Source organism: Streptomyces sp. NPDC054794, from assembly GCF_053611585.1.
The window spans coordinates 23,319-47,971 of the sequence record NZ_JBSHAQ010000009.1; the positions used below are offsets into that span (position 1 = coordinate 23,319).

General features: G+C 72.5%; 18 protein-coding genes, 1 tRNA gene and 1 pseudogene. 8 read left to right on the top strand and 12 right to left on the bottom strand.

Annotated features, from left to right (window positions below; genetic code table 11):
- Positions 1 to 99 precede the first annotated feature (99 nt).
- Positions 100 to 4,413, top strand: a complete 4,314-nt coding sequence (locus tag ACWGKT_RS11590) for a PAS domain-containing protein (protein WP_453273426.1) — start codon at positions 100 to 102, stop codon at positions 4,411 to 4,413.
- A 255-nt stretch (positions 4,414 to 4,668) separates the two neighbouring features.
- On the opposite strand, the gene ACWGKT_RS11595 is transcribed toward ACWGKT_RS11590, so the two are convergent.
- The 8 genes from ACWGKT_RS11595 to ACWGKT_RS11630 form a co-directional block, all read right to left on the bottom strand.
- Positions 4,669 to 6,345 carry a long-chain fatty acid--CoA ligase gene (locus ACWGKT_RS11595; RefSeq protein WP_453273427.1) on the bottom strand — a complete coding sequence of 559 codons (1,677 nt, stop codon included), beginning with the start codon at positions 6,343 to 6,345 and terminating at the stop codon, positions 4,669 to 4,671.
- A gap of 80 nt (positions 6,346 to 6,425) precedes the next feature.
- A complete protein-coding gene (locus ACWGKT_RS11600; protein ID WP_356143542.1) occupies positions 6,426 to 7,013 on the bottom strand; it encodes a SigE family RNA polymerase sigma factor in 588 nt (195 codons plus the stop codon).
- Between the two features lie 146 nt (positions 7,014 to 7,159).
- A complete protein-coding gene (locus tag ACWGKT_RS11605; protein WP_453273428.1) occupies positions 7,160 to 8,326 on the bottom strand; it encodes a lipid-transfer protein in 1,167 nt (388 codons plus the stop codon).
- The gene (locus ACWGKT_RS11610; RefSeq protein WP_235458974.1) at positions 8,323 to 8,718 is read right to left on the bottom strand and encodes a MaoC family dehydratase; all 396 of its coding nucleotides are present in this window, start codon (positions 8,716 to 8,718) and stop codon (positions 8,323 to 8,325) included. Before ACWGKT_RS11610 ends, ACWGKT_RS11605 begins: the two co-directional genes overlap by 4 nt.
- A 21-nt stretch (positions 8,719 to 8,739) precedes the next feature.
- Positions 8,740 to 9,783: an acyl-CoA dehydrogenase family protein gene (locus ACWGKT_RS11615; protein ID WP_453273429.1), complete on the bottom strand. Its 1,044-nt coding sequence runs from the start codon at positions 9,781 to 9,783 to the stop codon at positions 8,740 to 8,742.
- Between the two features lies 1 nt (position 9,784).
- Complete coding sequence (locus tag ACWGKT_RS11620; RefSeq protein WP_453273430.1) at positions 9,785 to 10,840, bottom strand: bifunctional MaoC family dehydratase N-terminal/OB-fold nucleic acid binding domain-containing protein; 1,056 nt, start codon at positions 10,838 to 10,840, stop codon at positions 9,785 to 9,787.
- A gap of 26 nt (positions 10,841 to 10,866) precedes the next feature.
- Positions 10,867 to 12,084, bottom strand: coding sequence for an acyl-CoA dehydrogenase family protein (locus ACWGKT_RS11625; protein WP_453273431.1), 1,218 nt, complete (start codon positions 12,082 to 12,084; stop codon positions 10,867 to 10,869).
- Between the two features lie 277 nt (positions 12,085 to 12,361).
- Entirely contained in the window at positions 12,362 to 12,673 is a 312-nt protein-coding gene (locus ACWGKT_RS11630; RefSeq protein WP_235458954.1) for a hypothetical protein, read from the bottom strand.
- A gap of 366 nt (positions 12,674 to 13,039) precedes the next feature.
- On the opposite strand from ACWGKT_RS11630, the gene ACWGKT_RS11635 reads away from it, so the two are divergent.
- Together ACWGKT_RS11635 and ACWGKT_RS11640 are read left to right on the top strand one after the other, a co-directional pair.
- On the top strand, positions 13,040 to 13,906 hold the full coding sequence (locus tag ACWGKT_RS11635; RefSeq protein ID WP_453273432.1) for a bifunctional DNA primase/polymerase: 867 nt from the start codon (positions 13,040 to 13,042) through the stop codon (positions 13,904 to 13,906).
- A gap of 154 nt (positions 13,907 to 14,060) precedes the next feature.
- A pseudogene (locus tag ACWGKT_RS11640) lies at positions 14,061 to 14,249 on the top strand (AraC family transcriptional regulator); the annotation flags it as partial.
- Positions 14,250 to 14,378: 129 nt separating this feature from the next.
- Here ACWGKT_RS11640 and ACWGKT_RS11645 read toward each other — a convergent pair.
- Both ACWGKT_RS11645 and ACWGKT_RS11650 read right to left on the bottom strand, forming a co-directional pair.
- A tRNA-Ser gene (locus tag ACWGKT_RS11645) sits at positions 14,379 to 14,468 on the bottom strand.
- A 153-nt stretch (positions 14,469 to 14,621) separates the two neighbouring features.
- Complete coding sequence (locus ACWGKT_RS11650) at positions 14,622 to 16,088, bottom strand: S1C family serine protease (protein WP_453273433.1); 1,467 nt, start codon at positions 16,086 to 16,088, stop codon at positions 14,622 to 14,624.
- Between the two features lie 287 nt (positions 16,089 to 16,375).
- Between ACWGKT_RS11650 and ACWGKT_RS11655 the strand changes: the two genes are divergently transcribed.
- The 3 genes from ACWGKT_RS11655 (at position 16,376) to ACWGKT_RS11665 (ending at position 19,183) form a co-directional block, all read left to right on the top strand.
- The gene (locus tag ACWGKT_RS11655; RefSeq protein ID WP_453273434.1) at positions 16,376 to 17,203 is read left to right on the top strand and encodes a glycerophosphodiester phosphodiesterase; all 828 of its coding nucleotides are present in this window, start codon (positions 16,376 to 16,378) and stop codon (positions 17,201 to 17,203) included.
- A 205-nt stretch (positions 17,204 to 17,408) separates the two neighbouring features.
- Positions 17,409 to 18,047, top strand: coding sequence for an ATP-binding protein (locus tag ACWGKT_RS11660; RefSeq protein ID WP_453273435.1), 639 nt, complete (start codon positions 17,409 to 17,411; stop codon positions 18,045 to 18,047).
- A 170-nt stretch (positions 18,048 to 18,217) separates the two neighbouring features.
- Positions 18,218 to 19,183, top strand: a complete 966-nt coding sequence (locus tag ACWGKT_RS11665) for a DUF5926 family protein (protein ID WP_453273436.1) — start codon at positions 18,218 to 18,220, stop codon at positions 19,181 to 19,183.
- Between the two features lie 244 nt (positions 19,184 to 19,427).
- Here the strand turns inward: ACWGKT_RS11665 and ACWGKT_RS11670 are convergent, their stop codons facing one another.
- A complete protein-coding gene (locus tag ACWGKT_RS11670) occupies positions 19,428 to 20,030 on the bottom strand; it encodes a hypothetical protein (RefSeq protein ID WP_453273437.1) in 603 nt (200 codons plus the stop codon).
- A gap of 55 nt (positions 20,031 to 20,085) precedes the next feature.
- Positions 20,086 to 20,751: a bifunctional DNA primase/polymerase gene (locus ACWGKT_RS11675; RefSeq protein ID WP_453273438.1), complete on the bottom strand. Its 666-nt coding sequence runs from the start codon at positions 20,749 to 20,751 to the stop codon at positions 20,086 to 20,088.
- Positions 20,752 to 21,362: 611 nt separating this feature from the next.
- On the opposite strand from ACWGKT_RS11675, the gene ACWGKT_RS11680 reads away from it, so the two are divergent.
- Positions 21,363 to 22,763, top strand: coding sequence for a PP2C family protein-serine/threonine phosphatase (locus tag ACWGKT_RS11680; RefSeq protein ID WP_356143566.1), 1,401 nt, complete (start codon positions 21,363 to 21,365; stop codon positions 22,761 to 22,763).
- Positions 22,764 to 23,123: 360 nt separating this feature from the next.
- A complete protein-coding gene (locus tag ACWGKT_RS11685; RefSeq protein ID WP_453273439.1) occupies positions 23,124 to 24,611 on the top strand; it encodes an aminopeptidase P family protein in 1,488 nt (495 codons plus the stop codon).
- Positions 24,612 to 24,653: the final 42 nt, after the last annotated feature.

Below are 24,653 nucleotides of genomic sequence, written 5' to 3' on the forward strand. Positions count from 1 at the left end.
AACCGCTGCCCTTAGACTCCCTCGCGTGACACGTCGCGGGCCGGTTGGCAAGATGGCCCGAGCGGTCGGCAAGGTGCGGTAACAGGGAGGAAGCGTCTCGTGAGCAGCAGGCCATCCCGAGGCGCTGCTCGCCTCGCAGCCATACTCGACGCGCTTCCCGACGCGTTGGTGCTGGTCAACGCGAATGGAACCGTGGTCAACGCCAACACGATCGCCCTGGAGGCCTTCGAGGCGCCGGGTACTGCGTTGGTGGGGCGGGGCCTGCTCGATCTGCTGCCGCAGTTCGACTCCAAGCTGATCCCGGGCTCCATGCGGCGGCCCGACTCCATGGACCCGCACGGGCGGACCAAGCCGACTCGGATGATCGCCCGACGGACGGACGGGAGCGAGTTCCCCGTCGAGGTCACCAGCGCGAACCTGGAGAACGGACAGCAGGCGTACGACGGTTACGGCTACACCGGCGACGAGCTGCTGATGCTCGTCGTACGCGACCTGTCCGGCACCGTGGACACCGAGGCCGAGCTCGCGCGCTCGCAGCGGCAGACCGAGATGATCCTGCGGGCCGCCTCGGAGGGTGTCGTCGGCACCGACACCGACGGCCGGATCGTGCTCGTCAACCCGGCGGCCGCCCAGATACTGGGGTACCGGGCCGGCGAGCTCGGCGGCAAGGAGCTGCACACCCTCTTCCTGCACTCCCGCCCCGACGGCTCGCCCTTCCCGTACGGGGAGTCGCCCCTCGCCGACACCCTGCGCTCCGGACGCAAGCACCGGGTGCGCGGGCAGGTGATGTGGTCCAAGGGCGACCAGAAGGTGCCGGTCGACATGACGACCGCGCCCGTGCGCGACGGCGACCAGCTGGTCGGCGCCGTGATGACCTTCACCGACCGACGGCCGTACGACAGCCTCACCGACGAGAAGGACGCGGCCGAGAAGCGGCACGCGCAGGAGCTGGAGCGGCTCTCCGAGGAGCACGCCGCCGACCTCACCGCACTGCGTCAGCAGCACGTCACCGAGCTGGCGGAGCTGCGCGAGCGGCACGCGGAGGAGCTGGCGGCCGGTGAGGACCGGTACGCCGCGCTCGGCGAACGGGAGAGGGACCGCTACGAGGCCCTGTCCGGTCGGCACGAGCAGCTGCTCACCCTGCTGGCCCGCTCCCTGCGCGGGCCCCTCGACGAGCTGCGCCGCGAGCTGGCCGCCCTGGCCGCCGACGACGCCGGCCAGCTGTGGCCCGAGGCCAACCAGGTGCTCCACCACCTCTCGGCCGGCTACTCGCGCATCACCCAGCTCATCGACAACGTGCTCGGCTACCAGCGGCTGGACGCGGGCACCGAGGACATCACCCGTACGAAAGTGATGCTCGACGCCGTCGTCGCCGCCGGTGTCGACGGGGCCGTCGACCTCATCGGGCCGGGACGCGTGCAGTTCGCCGTGCACGCGCCGCCCATCGAGGCCGAGGTCGACCCGCAGCGGCTCGCGACCGCGCTCGCGCATCTCGTGGCGGACGTGGCCGGGGTCGACGCCACCGGCAACGCGCCCGTGTCGGCGGGCGGTTATATGGACAACACGGTCGTCGTCGCGGCGGCGCAGCGCGGCGAGGTCGTCCGCATCGAGGTGCGCGGTCCGTACGCCGGGGGAGACCCGGTGCACGAGCCGATCGTCCGGGGGATCGTGCGGGCGCACGGCGGTGTGCTGCAGACGCACGAGGTGCCGGGCATGAGCGGCAGCGCGTACGTGCTCGAGGTGCCGCTGGGCGGTGGCGCGGGAGCCGTCGCCGCCCCGGCCCCCGCGGTCGACGCGGCCCCGGCCGTCGACGAGGGCGGTCCCGACGAGGGTGCCCCGGCCGACCAGACCTCCGGTGGCGGACGGCGGCGGGCCCGGCGGTCCTCCGTGGACGCCTTCCTGGAGAGCGAGGTCCTCGGCGAGTCCGGCGGTGCCGAGGCGGAGGCGCCCGTACCGACCGGACGGCGTCGCAGGCGTGCGGCCGAGGACCCGGCGCCCGTGGCCATCGAGAGCGGCGAGGGCTCCAGTGGCGGCACGGGACGGCGACGCGGCCGGCCGGCCGAGGACGCCGCAGGCGACGAGGGTGTGTCCGAGGGTGCCGTGCTGACCGCGGCCGAGCACGCGGCGGGGACCGCCGCCGTCGGCTCGGGGCTCGGCGGGACCGTACCGCCGCAGGGCGTGCCCGCACCGACCGGGCGGCGTGCCCGGCGCGACGACGGCGAACGCCAGGCGCTGCCGCCCGCGCTGCCCGCGGCTCCCGCGGCCGGTTCCGCCGCGCCCGCGGACGAGGCCGTCGAGGTCTCCGCGGCCGACGACGCGCAGCCGACCGGGCGCCGTCGACGCGCCCTGGCCGCCGCGCAGGAGCGTGCCGCCGCGCAGGAGGCGGGGGCCCGCACGGTCTTCGCGCTGCCGCCCGCGGAGGCGGATCGCTCGCCCGAGACCGGTGCCGGCAGTGCCGGTGCCCAGGTCGTGGACGGGCAGGGGACCGGACAGGTTCCGGTGCAGGCTCAGGTTCCGGGGCAGGCCCAGGTGCCCGGAGACGGTGCGCCGATCGCGCTTCCGGGTCGTTCCCAGGTCGACGACGGCCGGCACGATGCCGTGGCGCACCACCAGGCCGAGGACCACACCCCGCCGCAGCCGCATCCCACGAGCGCGCCGACGGGCCGCCGCCGACGGGCCGTGGCCCAGCCGGCGGAGGTGTCCGGCACCCCCGCACAGGGGGTGCCCGTGCAGGCCGCCCCGGCGGGACAGGCCGGTACGCCGGTCCAGCCCGGCCTCGTGGCACCGGCGGCCCCCGCTCCGCAGGCGCTGCCGAGTGCCCCCGTGCCCGCGCAGGGCACCGTGGGTCAGGGCGTGCAGTTGGCGCCCGGACAGCCGGTCCCCGCGCAGATGGCTCAGGCGCAGTTGGCTCCGGCACAGCCGGTGCCGCCGCAGGCGCTCGTCGCCCCCGCTCTTCCCGGCCAGGACGCCGGGCAGAACACCGGACAAGCGGCCCCGGGTCAGCTCCCGGCCGCCCAGCCGCTCCCCGCGGAGGCGGTCGGCGTTCCGGTCGCCCCCGGCCAGGCGGTCCCGGCGCAGGCCGGTCCGGCGACCCCACCCCAAGGGGTCCCGGCCCAGCAGAACGCCCCCGGTCAGGCCCCCGTGGCCCAGCCGGCTCCCACCCCGAACGCGCACGACACCGCCGGCGCCGGCACCCCGCTCCCGCCGGAACACCCCGCCGCGCAGTCGCGCGCTGCTCAGCCGCTGCCCGCCGAGGCGGCCGCGGCGGCCACCGCGCCTGTCGACCCCAACTCGACGCAGGGGCGGGCGATCAGCGTGCGGACGCTGGGCCAGGGCGTGCCGTTCAGCAGGCAGGCGCTGCAGGTCCAGCAGCCGACGGCCACCCCGCCCCCTCATGCGTCGAACGGTTCCGGCCGCCGCCGCAAGCTGGGCACGCCGCCCGACCCGGACGCGCGCACCGAGCAGCGCCCGGAGCAGCCGGCCCGTCCGCACCCGCCGACCGAGCAGCCGGCCGCGCAGCCGTCGGCGGCCGGACAGTCCCGGCCGGCCCCGGTCCTTGAGGGCCCCGGACGGTCGTACGCCATAGGCGCCCCGGACGAGAACGCCGCCGAGGGTCCCGAGCCGCTGGACGGGCCGGGCGGCGCGATCGAGATCGCGGACAACCCGCGCCCGCAGCCGATGGACGACGAGCTGCCGCCGGAGCCGCTGGACAACCCGCGGCGGCTGCTGGTGTGGCCCGCACCGGACGTCACGACCCAGCAGGCGCTCAGCGACCGCGGCTACCGGCCGGTCATCGTGCACTCGCGCGAGGAGGTCGACGCGCAGATCGCGGCGTTCCCGGCCGCGTTGTTCGTGGACCCGCTGACCGGGCCGATCACCCGTACCGCGCTCCAGTCGCTGCGGCAGGCCGCCGTGGCGGCGGAGGTGCCGGTGCTGGTCACGGCCGGGCTCGGGCAGGCGACGCGGGAGGCGGCGTACGGCGCCGATCCCGCCGTCCTGCTGAAGGCGCTCGCCCCGCGGGACAGCGAGCAGCACCCGCCGCGCGTGCTGCTCATCGAGGAGCACGCGGAGATCGCGCTGGCGCTGACCTCGACGCTGGAGCGTCGCGGGATGCAGGTCGCGCGGGCGGCGAGCGACGCCGACGCGGTGACGCTGGCCGGGCAGCTCAGGCCGAACCTGGTCGTGATGGACCTGATGCAGGTGCACCGTCGGCAGGCCGGGATCATCGACTGGCTGCGGGCGAACGGGCAGCTCAACCGCACCCCGCTCGTCGTCTACACGGCGGCCGTCGACCCGGCGGACCTGCCGCGGCTGGCCTCCGGCGAGACGGTGCTGTTCCTGGCCGAGCGCTCCACGAGCCCCGAGGTACAGGGCCGGATCGTGGACATGCTGGCCCGGGTCGGCACCAACTAGGCCCCGGCCGGCCGACGAGCAGGGGGTCGGCTTCGGGGCGATCAGGCGGCGGCCCGCCTCCACTCAGGCCCGCAGGGACTCAGGCCCGCAGGCGTTCGCGGTCGGAGTCCTCGGTGCCCGCGAGCGCGGCGACCTTCTTCGGGTTGTGGTCCCGGCGCTGGGGTGGGCGACCACGTCGGTGCCGGTACGGGGGTGAAGCGGGCCGCGCCGGGCGGGGTGCCGTGGAGCACCTCACCCGGCGTGGGGCCGTGTCGCTCAGAGCCGGGTGACGTCCAGCTCCCCTTCCGCGTACCGCCTGCGCAGCACCTTCTTGTCGAACTTGCCCACGCTCGTCTTCGGCACCGCCTCGATGACCGTCCAGCGCTCCGGGAGCTGCCACTTGGCGATCTTCGCCTCCTCGGCGAGGAAGGTGCGCAGGGTCGCGAAGTCGGTGCTGGAGCCCTCCCTCAGGACGACCGTGGCCAGCGGGCGCTCGCCCCACTTGTCGTCGGGCACGGCGACCACGGCGGCCTCGGCGACGTCCGGGTGGGACATCAGGGCGTTCTCCAGGTCGACCGAGGAGATCCACTCGCCGCCGGACTTGATGACGTCCTTGGCCCGGTCGGTGAGGGTGAGGAAGCCGTCGGGGCTGATGACGCCGACGTCGCCCGTCTTCAGCCAGCCGTCCTCGCTGAACTTGTCGGCGGGGCGCAGCGGTTCGGCGTCGGGGCCGTTGTAGTAGGCGCCCGCGATCCACGGGCCGCGCACCTCCAGCTCGCCGGCCGACTCGCCGTCCCAGGGCAGGCGCTCGCCGCCGGGGCCGGTGAGGCGGGCCTCGACGCCGGCCGGGAAGCGGCCCTGGGTGAGGCGGTAGGCGAACTCGTCCTCCGTGCCGATCGCGTGGGCCGGCGGGCGGGCCACCGTGCCCAGCGGGGAGGTCTCCGTCATGCCCCAGGCGTGGCAGACCCGCATGCCGAGCTCGTCGAAGGCCTTCATGAGGGAGGGCGGGCAGGCCGAGCCGCCGATGGTGACCTGGGTGAGCGAGGAGACGTCCCGGGGCTTGGCGTTGAGCTCGGCGAGCAGGCCCTGCCAGATGGTGGGGACGGCGGCCGCGTGGGTCGGCCTCTCGCTCTCGATCATCTCGGCGAGCGGCGCCGGCTGCAGGAAGCGGTCCGGCATCAGCATGTTGACGCCGGTCATGAAGGTGGCGTGCGGCAGGCCCCAGGCGTTGACGTGGAACTGGGGCACCACGACGAGCGAGGTGTCCTGGTCGGTCAGGCCCATCGACTCGGTCATGTTGACCTGCATGGAGTGCAGGTAGATCGAACGGTGGCTGTAGACCACGCCCTTGGGGTCGCCGGTGGTGCCCGAGGTGTAGCACATGGCGGCGGCCTGGCGTTCGTCGATCTCCGGCCAGTCGAACGTCGCCGGCTTGTCCGCGATCAGCTCCTCGTACTCGTGCACCCGGGCCGTGGCACCGGCCAGCGGGGAGCGGTCGCCGGGACCGGAGACGACGATGTGCTCGACCGTCTTCAGACTGGGCAGCAGCGGGGCGAGCAGGGGGATCAGCGAGCCGTTGACGATGATCACGCGGTCGGCGGCGTGGTTGACGATCCAGGCCAGCTGCTCGGCGGGCAGCCGGAGGTTGAGGGTGTGCAGCACCGCGCCCATGGAGGGGATCGCGAAGTACGCCTCGACGTGCTCGGCGTTGTTCCACATCAGGGTGGCGACCCGGTCGTCGCCGCGGATGCCGAGGTCGTCGCGCAGGGCGTTCGCGAGCCGCACCGCGCGGACGCCCGCCTCGGCGAAGCTGCGCCGCTGGGGCTCGCCCTCCCCGGTCCAGGTGGTGATCTGGGACTGTCCGTGAACCAGCACACCGTGCACAAGGATGCGGGTGACGGTCAGCGGTACGTCCTGCATGGTGCTCAGCACGGAGTCCTCCCGGGGCGGCACTGCCTACGCGGTAGTAAGGGCTGCGCTGATTCTGCGCACATACCGCTCGGTATGTCACTAGGGGAGGCAGGTTCCCTTCGCTACATCACCAGTCCGAGTTCGGGATCCTCGCGCAGCTTGCCGAGCGCCCGCGACACCGCCGACTTCACGGTCCCCACGGACACCCCGAGCACCTCGGCCGTCTGAGCCTCGCTCAGATCCTCGTAGTACCGCAGCACGACCATCGCCCGCTGCCGCGCGGGAAGTCTCGTGATCGCCCGCCACATCGCGTCGTGCAGCGCCTGGCGCTCCGCCGGGTCGTCCCCGCCGGGCACGGGCTCCGGCTCGGGCAGTTCGTCGCACACGAACTCGTCGACCTTGCGCTTGCGCCACTGCGAGGTCCGCGTGTTCAGCAGGGCCCGGCGCACATAGCCGTCGAGCGCCCGGTGGTCCTCGATCCGCTCCCAGGCCACGTACGTCTTGGTGAGCGCGGTCTGCAGCAGGTCCTCCGCGTCGCTCGGGTTCGCGGTCAGCGACCGGGCGGTACGCAGCAGCACCGGCTGACGGGCCCGGACGTACGAGGAGAACGACGGGTACGTGCAGGTCCCCCCCGTCGAACGGAGTCGAGTCTGAGGGAGGGTCTGCGGAGTGGCGACGTTCGAAGCGCTGGTGCAGACGGGTGTGGTCATGGCTCCACGCTATGAGCGGGGCCCGCTTCGGCGGATCGGCCGCAGGTCCCGAAGCAGAGTCCGCCTCAGGTTGTAGGAATGGGGCCGGCTACACCTCCTGAAGGTGGATGGGGGAGAGCACCCCCTACGGGTTCAACCCTGAGGACTCAGCCCTCCGTCGCGAGAACCAGCCCCGACGTCGGCACTCCTGTCCCCGCCGTCACCAGGACCCGGCCCGCCCCGGGCACCTGGTTCACCGCCGTGCCCCGCACCTGCCGCACGCCTTCCGCGATCCCGTTCATCCCGTGCAGATACGCCTCCCCCAGCTGTCCCCCGTGCGTGTTCAGCGGCAGCCGCTCCTCAGCCACGAAGTCCGCCGCCTCCCCCCTGCCGCAGAACCCGAACTCCTCCAACTGCATCAGGACGAACGGGGTGAAGTGGTCGTAGAGGATGCCCACGTCGATGTCGGCCGGGGCCAGCCCCGAGGTGCGCCACAGCTGGCGGGCCACCACGCCCATCTCCGGCAGCCCGCTCAGGTCGTCGCGGTAGAAGCTGGTCATCTGCTCCTGGGCGCGGCCGGCCCCCTGGGCGGCGGCCGCGATCACGGCGGGCGGGTGCGGCAGCTCGCGGGCCCGCTCCACCGAGGTGACGACCAGGGCCTGTCCGCCGTCCGTCTCCTGGCAGCAGTCGAGGAGCCGCAACGGTTCGACGATCCAGCGCGAGGCCGCGTGGTCGGCGAGCGTGATCGGGCGGCCGTGGAAGTAGGCCGCCGGATTGGTCGCCGCGTACTTGCGGTCCACGACGGCCACCTGCCCGAACGCCTCCGGTCCCAGGCCGTACGTGTGCAGATAGCGCTGCGCCGCCATGGCCACCCAGGACGCCGGGGTCAGCAGCCCGAACGGCAGCACCCAGCCGAGCGCCGCGCCCTCCGCCGACGGCTCCCGGTGCTGCACGCCCGAGCCGAACCTGCGTCCCGACCGCTCGTTGAACGCCCGGTAGCAGACCACCACCTCGGCCACGCCGGTCGCCACCGCGAGGGCCGCCTGCTGGACGGTCGCGCAGGCCGCCCCGCCGCCGTAGTGGATCCGTGAGAAGAAGGACAGCTCCCCGACGCCGCAGGCCTGGGCCACCGTGATCTCCGGGCTGGTGTCCATCGTGAACGTCACCATCCCGTCCACGTCGCCCGGTGTCAGCCCGGCGTCGTCGAGCGCGGCCCGCACCGCCTCCACCGCCAGCCGCAGTTCGCTGCGGCCCGAGTCCTTGGAGAACTCCGTGGCGCCGATGCCGACCACGGCCGCGCGTCCGCCGAGCGAGTCCCCGGTCCGTACGCTCACCCCGCACCCCCCGTCGGCACGGTGACCGTCACCGTCCCGGTCACGTGCTTGCCGATGCCGTTGGCCCCGACCACCCGGACCGTGGCGGTGTCGCCGTCCACCTCCTCGATCCGGCCGGTCAACACCATCGTGTCGCCGGGGTAGTTGGGCGCCCCGAGCCGGATGGCGACCTTGCGGAGCACCGCCGTCGGGCCGAAGTGGTCCGTGATGTACCTGCCGACCAGGCCGTTCGTGGTCAGGATGTTCATGAACACGTCCGGGGAGCCCCTCCGCCTCGCGAGCTCCGCGTCGTGGTGCACGTCCTGATAGTCCCGGGACGCGATGGCGCCGGCCACGATCAGCGTGCGCGTGACCGGGATCTCCAGCGGCGGCAGCTCCGTGCCCGCCCTCAGCTGCGGCGTCACCGCCATGGCTCACTCCCCATTCGCGATCGACTCCCCCAGTTCCTGGAGCACTTCGGCTCCGCAGCCGAGATAGGCGTCCAGCTGGCGCCCCCACAGGAAGTGCCGGTGCACCGGATGGTCGAGATCGGCCCCCGCGCCACCGTGCAGATGCTGACCCGCGTGCACCACCCGCATGCCCGCCTCGGACGCCCACCAGGCGGCGATCAGCGCGTGCGTGGCGTACGGCAGGCCCGCGTCCCGCCGCCAGGCCGCCTCGTACGCCGTCACCCGGATCGCCTCGGTGTCCAGGTGGGCGTCGGCGGCCCGGAGCTGAACGGCCTGCCGCGTGGCGAGCGGACGCCCGAACTGCTCCCGGTCGTTCACATGCGCCACGGCCCGCGCGAGCGACCCCGCGCACACGCCGGCCTGGAGCCCGGCGAAGGCGACGCGGGCCGTGGCCAGGTGGTCGGCGTAGGCGTGGGGGTCGGCGGGGTCCCGTTCCCCGCCGAGGCGTTCCGCGCGGGCGCCTTCCAGAGTGAGGCGGCCCGCCGACCAGGGTGCGGTCAGCTCGACCGGGGTGACCGTGGTGCCCTCGCCGAGCGGAGCCAGCCACAGGCGGCGGCGCACGTCGGCGACCAGGACGTGCGTGGCCTCACGCAGCCAGGGGACGACGGGGACGGTGCCGGTCAACTCGCCCCGGGAGGAGGCGCGTACGCCGCCCTGCGCCCGGAGCGCCCCGCTCACCACCACCGAGCCGTCGCCGATGCCCGGCAGCAGCCGGTCCCGCTGCTCCGGGCTGCCGTGGGCCGTGAGCGCCAGGAGGCCGTGGACGCAGGTGGCCGCGTACGGCACCTGGGCCGTCGTGCGGCCCTGTTCCTCAAGGAGCAGCACCAGTCCGAGCAGGCCCAGCTCCTCCACCGCGGCGACCAGGCCCGCCCCGCACAGGGCCTTCCACAGTTCCGGGTCGCCGCCGGTGCCGCAGCCGGCGAGCCGCTCCGGCGTGGCGAGGTCGCCGAAGATCCGCGCGGCCAGCGCGCGGGCCTCGTCCTGTTCCTGGGTGGGCGTGAAGTCCATGTCAGCCCTCACCTTCGGTGACCCGGAAGACCGGCAGGACCAGCCCGTCCCCGTCGGCGCCCTCGGCTCCGTCCTCGTATCGCCGGAACTCCACCCGCACCGGCAGTCCGATGCGCACCTTGTCGTACGGCACCCCCACCACGTTGCTCACCATCCGCACACCCTCGGCCAGTTCGATCAGGCCGACCGCGTAGGGAGGGTCGAACGCCGGGAAGGGCGGGTGGTGCATCACGACGTACGAATGGACCGTGCCCTCGCCGCTCGCCTCGACGGTGTCCCAGTCCAGGCAGCCGCACGCGTTGCAGCCGGGCAGCCAGGGGTGGCGCAGGGTGCCGCAGTCCGCGCAGCGCTGGATGAGCAGTTGCCGCCGGCTCACGCCCTCCCAGAAGCCGGCGTTGTCCCGGTTGACCACGGGGCGGGGGCGCCGGGGGCGTGGGGTCCGCTCCTTGCGGCGCGCCGGGGCGTACTTGAGGACGCGGAAGCGGTGGGTGCCCACCAGGTCCGCGCCCACGCGTATGTCCGTGCGGGTCGTGATGAAGTACCCCGTGCCCAGCTTGGTCTTCTTCCGCTCCGACACCGTCTCGATCACCGTGTCGAAGGTGACCTCGTCCCCCGGCCGCAGGGGCCGCAGGTACTCCTGCTCGCAGTCGGTGGCGACGATCGAGGTGCAGCCCGCCTCGTCGAGCTGGGCGAACAGGTCGTCGAACGTCTCGGTGCGGCCCTCGTGTCCGGACAGTCCGCCCATGGTCCACGCCTGAAGCATGGTGGGCGGAGCGACGGCCTCCGGCCCCTCGTACGCCGGGTTGGTGTCACCCATCGCCTCGCACCAGTGCCGGATCATCGCCACGTTGACCGGATCCTTACCGGAACAGGCGAGAGCGGCGGCCTGCCCTTCGTACGCCTTGATCCGCGGCCCCAACCGGTCGGCCCCGCCGCTCCCGGCCACGCTGTCATCGGGGACACCCACCGTTGCCGCCTTGGGGAGCATGCCGGTCATGGACGGGTTCTTGTCGGGCGTGCCGGTCAGGGCGGCCCCCTCGGCCGGCCCGCCGCTCACCGCCGCCCCCTCGCCAGACCCGCCACTCACCGTCGCCCCCGCGTCAATCCGAGCCGCATCGTCGCGACGATCTCCCGTTGCACCTCGCTCACCCCGCCCCCGAACGTGTTGATCTGAGCCGCCCTGTTCAGCCGTTCCAGTTCGCCGTCCTCGAACGCACCCGGCGATCCCGAGCGCACCAGCCCCGCCAGCCCGTCCGTTCCGATCGCGTGCTGGCACATCCGGTACACCGCCACGGCCGACTCGGTCCCCGCGACCTTCACGCCGCTCGCGTCGCCGGGCGCCAGCCGGCCCGCCCCCACGTCGCCCACCAGACGCCAGTTGAGCAGCCGCGTCGCCGCCAGCCGGGCGTGCGCCTCGGCCAGCTGCGCCCGCACCCACGGCTCGTCGATCCGGCGCCGTCCGGTCACCGGATCGGGCGTGCGGGCGGCGGTGAGCGCGGCCGCGTGGAAGTCCTCGGCCTGCATCCCGACGGCGGCGAGGGCGACCCGCTCGTGGTTGAGCTGGCTGGTGATGAGCGACCAGCCCTCGTGCTCGGCGCCGACGAGGTTCTCGGCGGGCACGTGCACCCCGTCGTAGTAGGTGGCCGTCGTCGTCTGTCCGCCCACCGTCTCGATCGGCGTCCACGAGAAGCCGGGCGCGTCGGTGGGGACGAGCACGATCGAGATGCCGCGATGCTTGGGCGCCTCGGGGTCGGTGCGGCAGGCGAGCCAGATCCAGTCGGCGTGCTGGGCGCCGGAGGTGAACACCTTCTGCCCGTCGATCCGCCAGCCGTCGCCCTCGCGCACGGCCCGGGTCCGCAGCGACGCCAGGTCGGTACCGGCGGACGGCTCGGTGTAGCCGATCGCGAAGACGAGTTCCCCGCGCAGGATCCGGGGCAGGAAGAAGTTCTTCTGGTGCTCGCTGCCGTACTTCATCAGCGTGGGCCCGACGGTGTTCAGGGTGACCATCGAGATGGGGGCGCCCGCGCGGTACGCCTCGTCGAAGAACACGAACTGCTCGTCGGCGCCCCGGCCCTGACCGCCGTACTCGACCGGCCAGCCGAGCCCGAGGAGTCCGTCGGCGCCGATGCGGCGCAACAGCGTCCGCTGGGCCGACGGATCGGACGGACCGGGCGAGCCGACCGGATCGGACAGGTCGGACGGGTCGGACAAGGCGGGTCGGCCGTCCGGCATCAACGCCCGGAAGTACGCGCGGAGTTCGGCGCGCAGCCGCTGCTGGCGCTCGGTGGGGGCGAGGTGCACGGCGGTGGCCTCCCGGTCTCGAACGGAACCACGACGGTGGGAACCGGAACGGCTTCGCCTCCGGTCCTCCGCACACAGGGACGGTTTCTGACTGTCCGTCAGATACCGTCGGGTGTCAAGGTCACGAACGGGCAAGGGAAAACGCCTGCGCGGCGGTACCGAAGCACCGCCGCGCAGGCGCGTTACGACCCCACAAAGCACCCCACGAAGGGATTTCGGAGCCGGGAGACCGCACGGATTCCCCAATCCGCGCAGGGCAGCCCCGGCCCCGCCCGGCTCACCAGAGGTTCACGAAGTGGATGAGGACGTTCTCGTTGCCCTGATTGATGCCCGTGAAGGCGGAACCGTTGACCTGGGCGGTGTTGCTCTGGTTCGAGGCACCGGCGCCGACCGCGTTCTGCTGCGTGGTGGACGAGTTGCCACTGTTGTTGTGGCCGACACCACTGCCGACGACGCTCGCCACGCCGGCGTTCGATCCGTCGTCCGCGAAGGCACCGTTGTCCGCCGCCGCGACACCGGTGAACAGTGCGGCTGCGAGCGGGATCGCGGAGACGGCGGCCAGAACACGGGCGGTACGGATGCTTGCCATGTTGTTCCTCCAGAACGAGTACCCACCGGACACTTGGCCCGAGGCACGTCAAGTAAGGCTGCTACCAAGGAAGTTGGCCGACCACCCTGGCGGTTGTGCACGACGTCGCGAATCCAGAGTTGCCCACCGAATCCCTGGCGAACCACCTCGGAAGGAGTGATTCGCCCTCAAGCGTGATGACAAGTCGATAAACCCCTATCGCCATCTTTGGTGATCTCATTCCCCAACGCCGCCGACAGGGACATCTCCACCCCAAGCGCCGCAAGCGAGGAATCGTTCCAGCACTTTTCCGGACAACCTGCGGGCTCCGGCGAGCCGACCCCGACCCCTCTTCCTTTTTTCGAACGCACGTACGAACATGGGGGTATGGCCACCACAGACCGGCAGGCCACGACGCTGGCCCTCGCACACGCGCTGTCAGCCGCCGAACGCGGCCTGGCCGTCATCCCCCTGTCCCGGACGAAACTCCCGGCCCTGCGCTCCCCCCATCGCGACGACCCCGACCCCGCGCCCTGTCACGGCGAGTGCGGCCGCTTCGGCCACGGCGTGTACGACGCCTCGGCCGACCCGGCCCGCATCCGCGCGTTGTTCGCCGCGGCCCCCTGGGCCACCGGCTACGGCATCGCCTGCGGACTGCCCCCGCACCACCTGATCGGCATCGACCTCGACACCAAGTCCGGTACGGACTCCTCGGCCGCCCTGCGCGAACTGGCGCTGCGGCACCTGTTCACCATCCCCGAGACGGTCGTGGTGCTCACCCCCAGCGGCGGCCGGCACCTCTGGCTCAGCGGCCCGCCGGACGTCGTCATCCCCAACTCGGCCGGCCGGCTCGCCCCCGGCATCGACATCCGGGGCGCCGGCGGCTACCTCGTGGGCCCCGGCTCCCGCACCGAACACGGCGTCTACGGCACCGCCCCCGGCACCGCGCACCTGGCCCCCGCCGTCTGCCCGCCCGCACTGCTGCGGCTACTCCTGCCACCACCGCGCCCGGCCCGGCCCACGCCGTCCGCGACCGGGGACCGGGGCCAGGGCCTGGTGCAGTTCGTCCTCGCCGCCCACCCGGGCCAGCGCAACACCCGCCTGTTCTGGGCGGCGTGCCGCGCCTACGAGAACGGCATCGGTCCGGCGCTCGTCGACCCCCTGGTCGACGCGGCCCGCAACACCGGCCTGTCCGAACCCGAGGCCCGCGCGACGATCGCGTCGGCGGCGCGGATGACGGGGCACCATCCGTGAGTCCCATGTACACGAGAACGTGAAATCCGCGCACGCGAGAAGGGGTGTCTCCTCGTGAGAGACACCCCTTGGTAGCTTTATCGGCCCTTTCGGTGCCTTCGGCTCTTTCGGCGCTTTGTCAGCGCCGGACGAGCCACACCGCTACCGCGACCACGAGGGGAACATCGCCACGGCGGGCGGCTGCCTGGCGTCCCAGTACCTCGCGACCTGGGTGATCACCCGCACGCTGGGAGAGAACGCCGCGCGCGCTGTCCTGGACTACGTGGCTCCCGTCGGCGAGAACCGCGAGACCGTCGACCGCGCCCTGCGCGCCGTCCGGACGGGCGAGGCCGCACTGCACTGACACCCGGCCGCCCGGCGGGCTACAGAGTCAGCAGCCGGCCGGCGATCCCAGCACCGCCCCGGTTCCCCCTCGCTTCTCGGCCACACACAACGGCCCCTGACCGGACTGACCGGTCAGGGGCCGTTGTTCTGGCGGTGGGTGTGGGATTTGAACCCACGGTGACATCGCTGCCACGACGGTTTTCAAGACCGTTCCCTTAGGCCGCTCGGGCAACCCACCCCGCGTCCGCCCATGTGGTGCGGAGCGGGTACAGCGTACCCGGCGGGCGCGCTCGCACGGGACGGTGATTCGGTGGCGGGGCGGTGAGCCGCGTGGCCAAAGGGGGGTCGGTGGTGGGGAGTCAGGCGGTGGGCGCGGCCTGCGGACCGGGCGTCAGCTGTCGCCCGACCGGGAACCCAGGGTCAGATCGACCGTGTGATCCTGGCCGCCGCGCTCGTAGGTGATCTTGACCGTGTCGCCCGGCTTGTGCGTCCAGATCTCGCCGATCAGGGTCGGGCCGGAGTCGATCACATGGTCGTCGAGCTTGGTGATGACGTCGCCGGGCTTGAGGCCCGCCTTGTCCGCGGGGCCGCCCGTCTCGACCGCGGCGGAGCCGCTGGCACCCGTGTCCGTGATCTTCGCGCCCTCGGTGGTGTCCTCCAGGGAGACGGACGCGCCGATCTTGGCGTAGACGGGCTTGCCGGTCTTGATCAGCTGCTGGGCGACGTACTTGGCCTGGTTGATCGGGATGGCGAAGCCCAGGCCGATCGAGCCGGACTGGCCGGAGCCGCCCAGACCGCCGCTGCTGGAGGACTGGATCGCGGAGTTGATGCCGATGACCGCGCCGCCCGCGTCGAGCAGCGGGCCGCCGGAGTTGCCCGGGTTGATGGACGCGTCGGTCTGCAGGGCGCTCATGTAGGAGGCCTTGCTGGAGGCGCTGCCGTCGCTGGAGGCGACCGGGCGGTTCTTGGCGCTGATGATGCCGGTCGTCACCGTGTTGGACAGGCCGAACGGGGCGCCGATGGCGATCGTCTCGTCCCCCACGGCCACCTTGTCGGAGTCACCGAGGGCGAGCGGCTTGAGGTCGGAGGGGGCGTTCTTGAGCTTGATGACCGCAACGTCGTAGCCCTGGGCGTGTCCGACGACCTCGGCGTCGAACTTCTTGCCGCTGGGGAAGGTCGCGGTGAGCTTGCCGCCGTCCACGGCGTCGGCCACGACGTGGTTGTTCGTGACGATGTGGCCCTGGGTGTCGAAGACGAACCCGGTGCCGGTGCCGCCCTCGCCGTTCGTCGACTCGGCCTCGATAGTGACCGTGCTGGGCAGCGCCCTGGCGGCGACGGCCGCGATGGTGCCCGGGGAACGCTTGATCTGGGAGACGCCGTTGTCGGAGGCGGAGACGGTGGTGGAGCCGGTCTCGTCGTGGTTCTTGGCCAGGGTGTAGCCGAGTCCGCCGCCCAGACCGCCCGCGACCAGCGCGGCCACCAGGATGGCGGCGACCATCCCGCCGCGCCCGCTGCGGGGCTTCGGCGCGGGCTGCTGGTACCCCGAGCCCCAGCCGGAGCCCGCGCCGGCGCCGCCGTCCGCGTAGGACGGTGTGGCGGGGGGCGGGGGCGGCCAGGAGGCGTCCGGGGCCGGGCCCGCGCCCGCGGGCCCGTCGGAGGGGCCGGCGTGCGCGTATCCGGCGGGCGCCGTTCCCTGCTCCGGCGCGCCGGGGGCGCCCGTCGGCACCGGTGGGATCGGTGCGGTCGGCATGTCCCCGTCGTGCGCGGCTGCCTGCGAGGAAGCAGCGGGAGATGCCACCGGCACGGAGGGTGCGGACGGGGCCGGGGGAACCGTGGTGCCCTCGTTCTCGGTGCTCACAGCTTCTTCTCCTCGATCCACGGCTGTTCTTCTCGGTCGCACTCGGTCGCGCTCATCCAGCTGCTCACGGTCCGGCGCGATTCAGCTGTGCATGTGCTTTTGTCTGACGTCAGCTTTTCCCACGGGCCGTCAGAGCACCATAAGCCGTTGCTGTGGGTCTGACGCCACTCTTTATATAGGGCCTATCCGACAAAACAGCCATCGCAGACGGCCACCCGCGCCGCCGTTCGCCGCATGTACGCGCCCGTGCCGCCACGCGTACCCCCCAGTGGTGGCACCATGACGCGGTGACCCACGCACGACAGCACGGCATTCAGGTCGTCGCCCACCGGGGGGCCTCCGAGGACGCCCCCGAACACACCCTCGCCGCGTACCGCAAGGCGATCGAGGACGGGGCCGACGCCCTTGAGTGCGACGTACGGCTGACCGCGGACGGACATCTCGTCTGTGTCCACGACCGACGGGTCAACCGTACGTCCAACGGCCGCGGGGCGGTCTCGGCCCTGGAGCTCGCCGAACTCACCGCCCTGGACTTCAGCGCCTGGAAGCGGCGCGAGACCTGGCGCGGCCGGGACGAGGAGCCCGACTGGCTGCAGCGCCCGGAGGACCACGGGGACACCTCCGTGCTCACCCTGGAGCGGCTGATGGAGCTGATCGCAGACGCCGGGCGCCGGGTGGAGCTGGCCATCGAGACCAAGCACCCCACGCGCTGGGCGGGACAGGTCGAGGAGCGGCTGCTGCTGCTCCTGAAGCGGTTCGGGCTGGACGCGCCGGCCTCCGCCGACGAGTCGCCGGTACGGGTCATGAGCTTCTCGGCGCGCTCCCTGCACCGGGTGCGGGCGGCCTCGCCGACGCTGCCGACGGTCTATCTGATGCAGTTCGTCTCACCCCGGCTGCGCGACGGGCGGCTGCCCGCGGGGGTCCGGATCGCCGGCCCCTCCATCCGGATCGTGCGCAACCATCCGGCGTACATCGAGCGGCTGAAGCGGGCCGGTCACCAGGTGCACGTGTGGACCGTGAACGAGCCCGAGGACGTCGACCTCTGTGTCGAGCTGGGCATCGACGCCATCATCACCAACCGCCCGCGCGCGGTGCTGCGCCAGCTCGGCCGCTGACACGGCACACCGGTATGTAAAGAGCCTCGTAAGGACCGGTTGTACGGCTCTTGACCCCCGGCGTTCGACTGCAGCATTCTCCGTCTCGGCCACACCAACGAAATCCAGCCAGACGACCACGGCGACAGCCAGACCGCTTACGACGACAGCCAGGCCCATTACAGGGAGTGCTCCGGCGCGTTCGTTCCGTATTCGATCGTTGCGAATGCGTCACCGGACCTGCATTGGCCGGTTTCCGGTACAGGCCAATGGGGCATCCACACCGTGGCGTGGGGCAAAGGAGGTCTCGGGGGTGGCGTTGGTGGTGGCACAGGAGGTGCCCACGTCGTCGAGCATGGCCGTACCCCATGGCCCTGCGGGCGTGGGGGAGGCAAGACATCGCATGCGCGATCAGCTGCGCATCGGTGGCGTACCGGAATCGGTCATCGACGATGCCGTACTGATCCTTTCCGAACTATTGAGCAATGCGTGCAAACACGGCCGTCCACTGGGGGACGTACCGGCCGGGGACGGCGACGTCCGGGCCGCATGGCGGGTGGACGCGCGAGGCCGGCTGATAGTCGAGGTCACGGACGGCGGCGGCCCGACCCGCCCGGCTCCGGCGACCCCGTCGGTCACCGCACACGGCGGCCGCGGGCTGAACATCATCACGGCACTGGCCGACGACTGGGGCGTACGGGACGACATCCGCGGCGAGGTCACGGTGTGGGTCGTGGTCCACGAGGACGTGCGTGATCGGGAGGCCCGGCACCGCCACGGCGATTTCGCTACGCGCGTCACAGCGCCGGTGGTGTCCGCCCTGCCCGGCCTGGACTTCGCGGACGCGTTCGACGACCTGGACTGAACGGGACGAGGCGGGGCGGCGCCCCCGGCGCGCTTCGCGGGTTCCACCCGCCCCTCGTCCACGGGCGCGCGGCGACCCGTGTCCCCGTTGTCCACAGGTCCACGTCCCCCATGGCGCGAACGGCTAGGCTCCCGCCCGTACGAGACGAGCCGTAACCGGGAGCACCCACGATGGCCAAGAAGCGACCTCAGACGAAGGGCACCCGCCCGCAGATCACGGACGGAGAGGTCCCGGTCGTCGGCGCCCGGGAGCCCTGCCCCTGCGGCAGCGGCCGCCGCTACAAGGCGTGCCACGGCCGGGCCGCCGCGCACGCCGCGACCGAGCTGGTGCACCGTCCGTTCGAGGGTCTGGCGGGTGAGTGCGACTGGGTGGCGCTGCGCGAGCTGGTGCCCGCCGCCACGGTCGAGCTGACCCTGAAGGACGGCCTGCCCGAGGGCGTCCCCTCGATCACGCTCGCCACGGTGCTGCCGATGGCCTGGCCCGCCCTGCGCCGCGACGACGGCTCGGTCCTGCTGGGCCTGCAGAACGACACGTCGTCCGGCGACATCAGCCGCGACCTCGCCGACACCCTCCAGCGCGCCCTCACCGCCGAGCCCGGCACGCCCGTCGAGGGCCGCCGGACCCCGCCCGACGGTCCGCGGCTGCAGGACCTGCTCGACCCCGAAGGCGCGTTCGAGCCAGTTGTCCACAGCGGCTTCGAGTTCTGGGTCCCGGACGCGGAGAACGCCACGCCGGAGGTCGCCGCCTCCCTGGAGCGGGCGAACGCCGCGGCCATCCCGACCGCGAAGCTGGCCGGCGTGGACGCCGCCTACTGGTGCCGGACGCCGGAGAAGAACCACCTTCGCTGGGTCATGCCGCACCCGGAGGAGCGGCTTCTGGACGCTCTTGCCCGGCTGCACGCGGCGGGCCGCTCCAACCTCGGCGAAGGCACCCGGCTGGTCGGATCCTTCCGCGCCCACGGGCTCACCGTGCCGGTCTGGGACCTGCCGAGCGCCATGACGGCCGACGACATCGAGAAGCCGGCCGCCGAGTTCGCCGAGCGCCTCGCCACCGCCCTGGCCTCGGAGGCGCCGCTGACGGCGGAGGAGCGCCGGGCGCGCGGCGGCCTGACCAACCGGCAGGTGACGCTCAGCTGACGTTCGGCGTCCGCGCGGACTGCGGCTGACCGACCGGTCAGCCGCTGTCAGGTCGTCGGAACAGGTGACTCCTGTCACAACTCCCCGTCAGGACAGGCAAATCGGTGTCCGAATAGCCGAGATCGAATTTGCGAACCGCCGATCTCTTGTTACCGTTCCAGTAGCCCGGTTGCTGGTGCATCCCCCGTCGCCAGCAACCGGGTCTTTTCATGCCCGAGACCGATGGACGGAACAGAGTCGTCCGTCAACTCGCGCCGGGCGTATCGGAGTTGCTCCCCGAGCGAAGCAGCAGGGGACCGTCTCCCTCGCCCTGTCCCTCGCCCTGTCCCTCGCCGTGCCCTCCGCTCCGCCCCCCGCGCGTGCCGTGCACGGCGAACTCGGTGACGGCCGTGTACGCGTCGAGCCCGCCCCGGGTGTGTTCCCGGGGTGTCTCACAGGTGGCGGGTTCGTCGTCGGCGTCCACGGCACAGCGCATCTGCAGGGTGCGGCCGCCGGGCTCCATCAGGCTGAGCACGGCGTCCAGCGCCCGGCCGGTGGAGTTGCGGTAGTAGGTGCGCGCCCAGGTCTCCTCACCCTGCGCCAGGACGCAGGTCTGCGCCTCGACGCCGTCGGGGGAGGAGAGTTCGGGGCCGCAGCGGACGGCGGTGGCCAGGCCCAGACCGAGCAGCAGCGGGGAGCGACTGGGGCTCGGGCTGGGCGCGACGGTGGGTTCCTTGGCGTCGGCGAGCGGGACCGTACGGACGCCTGCCCGTCCGGCGTCGCCGGACGACCGCGCGGACGCCAGGGTCAGCGGCAGCGCGATGGCGCAGGCCACGACGCCCGCCAGAGCGAGCAGACGGATGTTCATGCAACGGACGATAACGATCGGGGGCGGGCGGTCGGTTCGCGCGCGCCCGACACCCTTACAACTCGGGCGCGCTCACACCCGTACGAGTGAGGGCGTCCACGGCCGCGTCCACCACGGCCTCCACATCGGGCACCCAGGGGGAGGCCGAGCCGGGCAGCGGGGCACGCTCCCAGCGCACGGAGCCCTCGCCGGTCTCGGACGGGGGCAGGGCGAGGTAACCGCCCTCGCCGTGGAAGCGCAGGGAGCCGGGCACGAAGTCCTTGGCGTACAGCAGTTCGCCCAGCTGTTCCATGGAGTAGGGCTTGACGAGCAGCGCCCAGCGTGTGGGCGAGGCGATCACCGGGCCGAGGCGCATGCCCCTGTGGTCCAGCGCTTCGAGGGCGCGGGCGGCCGCGAGGGCCGGCAGGCTGACCGCGCAGGGGGCCTTGCCGCCGGTGGCGAGGACGATGGGGGCACCCGGCCGGTTGCCCCACCACCAGCGCACCATGCGCTCGTCGGTGGTGGCCGCGAGGAGGCCGGGGTCGAAGGGGTGCGCACCGGGCACCGTGCACTCCGGGTCCGGGCAGCCGCATCGGGCCCGTCCCTGCGGGTCCGGGGCCACACCCGGGAGTACGGGCCACTGCCATTCCGTCGCGAAGGTCAGGGCCGCGCTGATCAACTCAGGCCTCCCGTTGTTCCGCTTGGACAGGAGCCTGCGTCGCCTTTTGAGGATCTCGCGCATGAGCGCTCGTTCCTTTCCGTTGCACCGCTGGCAACACCGAGGACCACATCACACCATGTGTCGATCACTTCACTGTGCGTACCTTTTGGCGCATCACACCCCCGCCCAGAGCAGGGGGAACCCCAAGGGGTCGATCGTTGGCCGCGCCCGCGTCCATACTGCGTCTATCAAAAGCACGGCCGCGGCGTGGGGGTGGCGAAGTCTGGCGTTTTGCCATCCCGCGTATTTCTCTTCGCCTCCGCCACGGGAGGATGGGGCCGGTCGTCGGTGGCTAAGACGCCCGGGTCCGCCGCCAGGTTCCGGGTGGCCCCCAACCACCCCTGGCCTTCTCCGAGTACGTACCCATCTCGACCGTTGTGACGCTCTGTGGAGCAAACCCAGTCGACCGCAATGAACCGTTACCCGAGGCAGTTTTAAGCCAACTTTGCTGTAGCGCAAGAGGTCAGGGCCAAACCCACAAGAGGCCCACGGACACCAGGAATCCCGGCAGGACAATGCTGGACATCCCCTCACGAGTGCGTGTACATGTGGAGACACCGCCAGCGGCGCAGAAAGACATGGGGGTTTGCGATGCTTTTGAGCAATACGCACCGGTCTGAAGGCCGGACGCCATGAACTCCCCGCATCCCGCGAAAGTGGCCGGAATCGATTCAACGGTTCCCACACCCGCACACACTGTCGCGCCCGCCCCCACAGCCCCTCCCGTCCCCGCCCCGAACACCCCGGCGCCCGGCGCCGTCCTGCAGGACCGACTCGCCGGATGGGTCTCGGACCTGACGACCCTCCACGAACTCACCGAACGCCTGGCCCGCACGGACTCGCTCGACGGGGCACTCCAGGAACTGCTGCGCGCCGGAGCCGCCCTCGTGGGCGCCCGGCGCGGTCTCGTCGTACTGGAACCCGACGACGGCCTCGGCCCCGGCACGACCATCGGACTGGGACTCGGCCGGGCGGACCTGGGGCACATCGAGACCGTGCCGCGCGGCTCGCTGCCGTACGGCGGGCTCCTCGACACGGCCGCCGGACTCCCGGGCGGCGAGAACGAGATCGTGCACCCCGACCTGTTCGCCGAGGACGGCCTCGACCCCCGCCACCGCGAGGTGGCCGCCCGCCTGGGCTACGCCGCCAGTTACGCCCTGCCCCTGTCCACCGAGGCCGCCGGCCGGCTGGGCGCGGCCGTATGGCTGTACGACGAGCCCGCCGAGCCGCACGAGCGCCAGCGCCACCTGGTCGGCCTCTACGTCCGCTACGCCACCGAACACCTGGCCCGACTAGTGGAAGTGGAGCGTACGCGCGCGTGCATGGCCACCATCTCCGAGGAACTGCTCCCCTCCCGGCTGCCCCGGGTGGCCGGCGTCCAGCTCGCCGCCCGGCACCGCACCGGACCGCGCGGCGGCGGCGACTGGTACGACGCGCTGCCGCTGCCCGACGCCGCGCTCGGCCTGGCGGTCGGCTCGGTGACCGGCTCCGGCCCCAGCGCCGTCGCCGCCATGGGCCGGCTCAGAGCCTCCCTGCGGGCGTACGCCGTGATGGAGGGCGAGGACCCGGTCGCCGTCCTGTCCGACCTGGAACTGCTGCTGCGCCTGACCGAGCCCGCCCGCTCCGCCACCGCCCTGTTCGCCTACTGCGAGCCCGTGCTGCGCAAGGTCACCCTGGCCGGTGCCGGACACAGCCCACCGCTGCTGATCGGCGAGCGGCGCACGGAGTTCGCGGAGACCTCGGTGTCCGCGCCCCTGGGGATGCTCGCCTGCTGGGAGGCGCCCAGCGTGGAGATCCAGGCCGAAGCCGGAGAGACGGTTCTGCTCTACACCGACGGGCTGCTGCACCGCACCGGTGATCCCACCGACCGCGCCTTCGCCCGGCTGCACGCGGCGGCCGCGAGCGTGCCGCGCCCGCTGCGCCACGACCCCGGCGCCATCGCCGACCACGTACTGCGCACCGTGCTGCCGGAGGGGCGGGACGCCTCGGACAGCGAGGAGGACGTCGTACTCCTGGCGGCACGTTTCGACTGACGGCGGCGTCCTCGACCGACCGGCACCGCGGACCGTCCCACCGTCGGCACGCGGCGGACGGACGGCCGAAACCGATCGGACGAGCGGCCGACACGGAGGACACCGGGCGGCCGAAACGGTTCGGACGGGTGACCGACACGACTCGGGCGCTCCGGACGAGCCGCGACCACGGCCCCAGGCCCGTTCCGCGGGGCCCATGACCCGCTCCGCCCGGCCTGTGACCCGTTTCGCATGGGCGGGCATAACAGGTCATCCGGCACCGGCTCACTTCGATGCGACCGTACGATGATGGGGGTCCCCCTGCTCGACCGAGCCGAGAAAGCCGAGCGCTCGGGGGAGGTCCGAGCCGTATCGAGGAGGATGACCGTGGCCGACGAGCTCACCCCGGACGTATCTGATCTCGCTGCTGATGCAGCGGAGCCCGAGTCCGAGGAGCCCATCAAGCAGCGGAAGAACGGCCTGTACCCGGGCGTTTCCGACGAGCTGGCCGAGAACATGCAGTCCGGCTGGGCCGACACGGAGCTGCACGGCCTGGAGCCGATCGCGCAGGCGGAGCACACCGCGCGCCGCCGTGCCGCGCTGTCCGCCCGCTTCCCGGGCGAGCGCCTGGTGATCCCGGCGGGCAACCTGAAGGCCCGCTCGAACGACACCGACTACCCCTTCCGGTCGTCGGTCGAGTACGCCTACCTGACCGGTGACCAGACGGAGGACGGCGTCCTCGTCCTGGAGCCGACGGCCGACGGCCACCAGGAGACGATCTACCTCCTGCCGCGCTCCGACCGGGAGAACGGCGAGTTCTGGCTCTCCGGCCAGGGCGAGCTGTGGGTCGGCCGCCGCCACTCGTTCACCGAGTCCGCGGCGCTTTACGGCATCCCCGCCGACGACGTGCGCGAGCTGCCGGAGCGGCTGAAGGAGGCCACCGGCCCGGTCCGCGTGGTGCGCGGCTACGACGCCGGCATCGAGGCGGCACTGCACGACAAGGTCACCGCGGAGCGCGACGAGGAACTGCGCGTCTTCCTCTCCGAGGCCCGCCTGGTCAAGGACGAGTTCGAGGTCGGCGAGCTGCAGAAGGCCGTCGACTCGACCGTGCGCGGCTTCGAGGACGTCGTGAAGGTCCTCGACAAGGCGCAGGCGACCTCCGAGCGCTACATCGAGGGCACCTTCTTCCTCCGCGCGCGGGTGGAGGGCAACGACGTCGGCTACGGCACCATCGCCGCCGCCGGCCCGCACGCCTGCACCCTGCACTGGGTGCGCAACGACGGCCCGGTCCGCGCCGGTGACCTGCTGCTGCTGGACGCGGGCGTGGAGACGCACACCCTCTACACCGCCGACGTCACGCGCACCCTGCCGGTCAACGGCACGTACAGCGAGCTCCAGAAGAAGATCTACGACGCGGTGTACGAGGCCCAGGAGGCCGGCATCGAGGCCGTGCAGCCGGGCGCCAAGTACCGCGACTTCCACGACGCCGCCCAGCGTGTGCTCGCCGAGAAGCTCGTCGAGTGGGGCCTGGTCGAGGGCCCGGTGGAGCGTGTCCTGGAGCTGGGCCTGCAGCGCCGCTGGACCCTGCACGGCACCGGCCACATGCTCGGCATGGACGTCCACGACTGCGCCGCCGCGCGCAGGGAGACGTACGTGGACGGCGTCCTGGAGCCCGGCATGGTGCTCACGGTCGAGCCGGGCCTGTACTTCCAGGCGGACGACCTGACCGTGCCCGAGGAGTACCGGGGCATCGGCGTCCGCATCGAGGACGACATCCTGGTGACCGAGAACGGCAACCGGAACCTGTCGGCCGGACTGCCGCGCCGCTCCGACGAGGTCGAGGCGTGGATGGCGTCCCTGAAGGGCTGAGGCGAGACCCTATAGTGCGGATCAAGAACTGATACGACACTG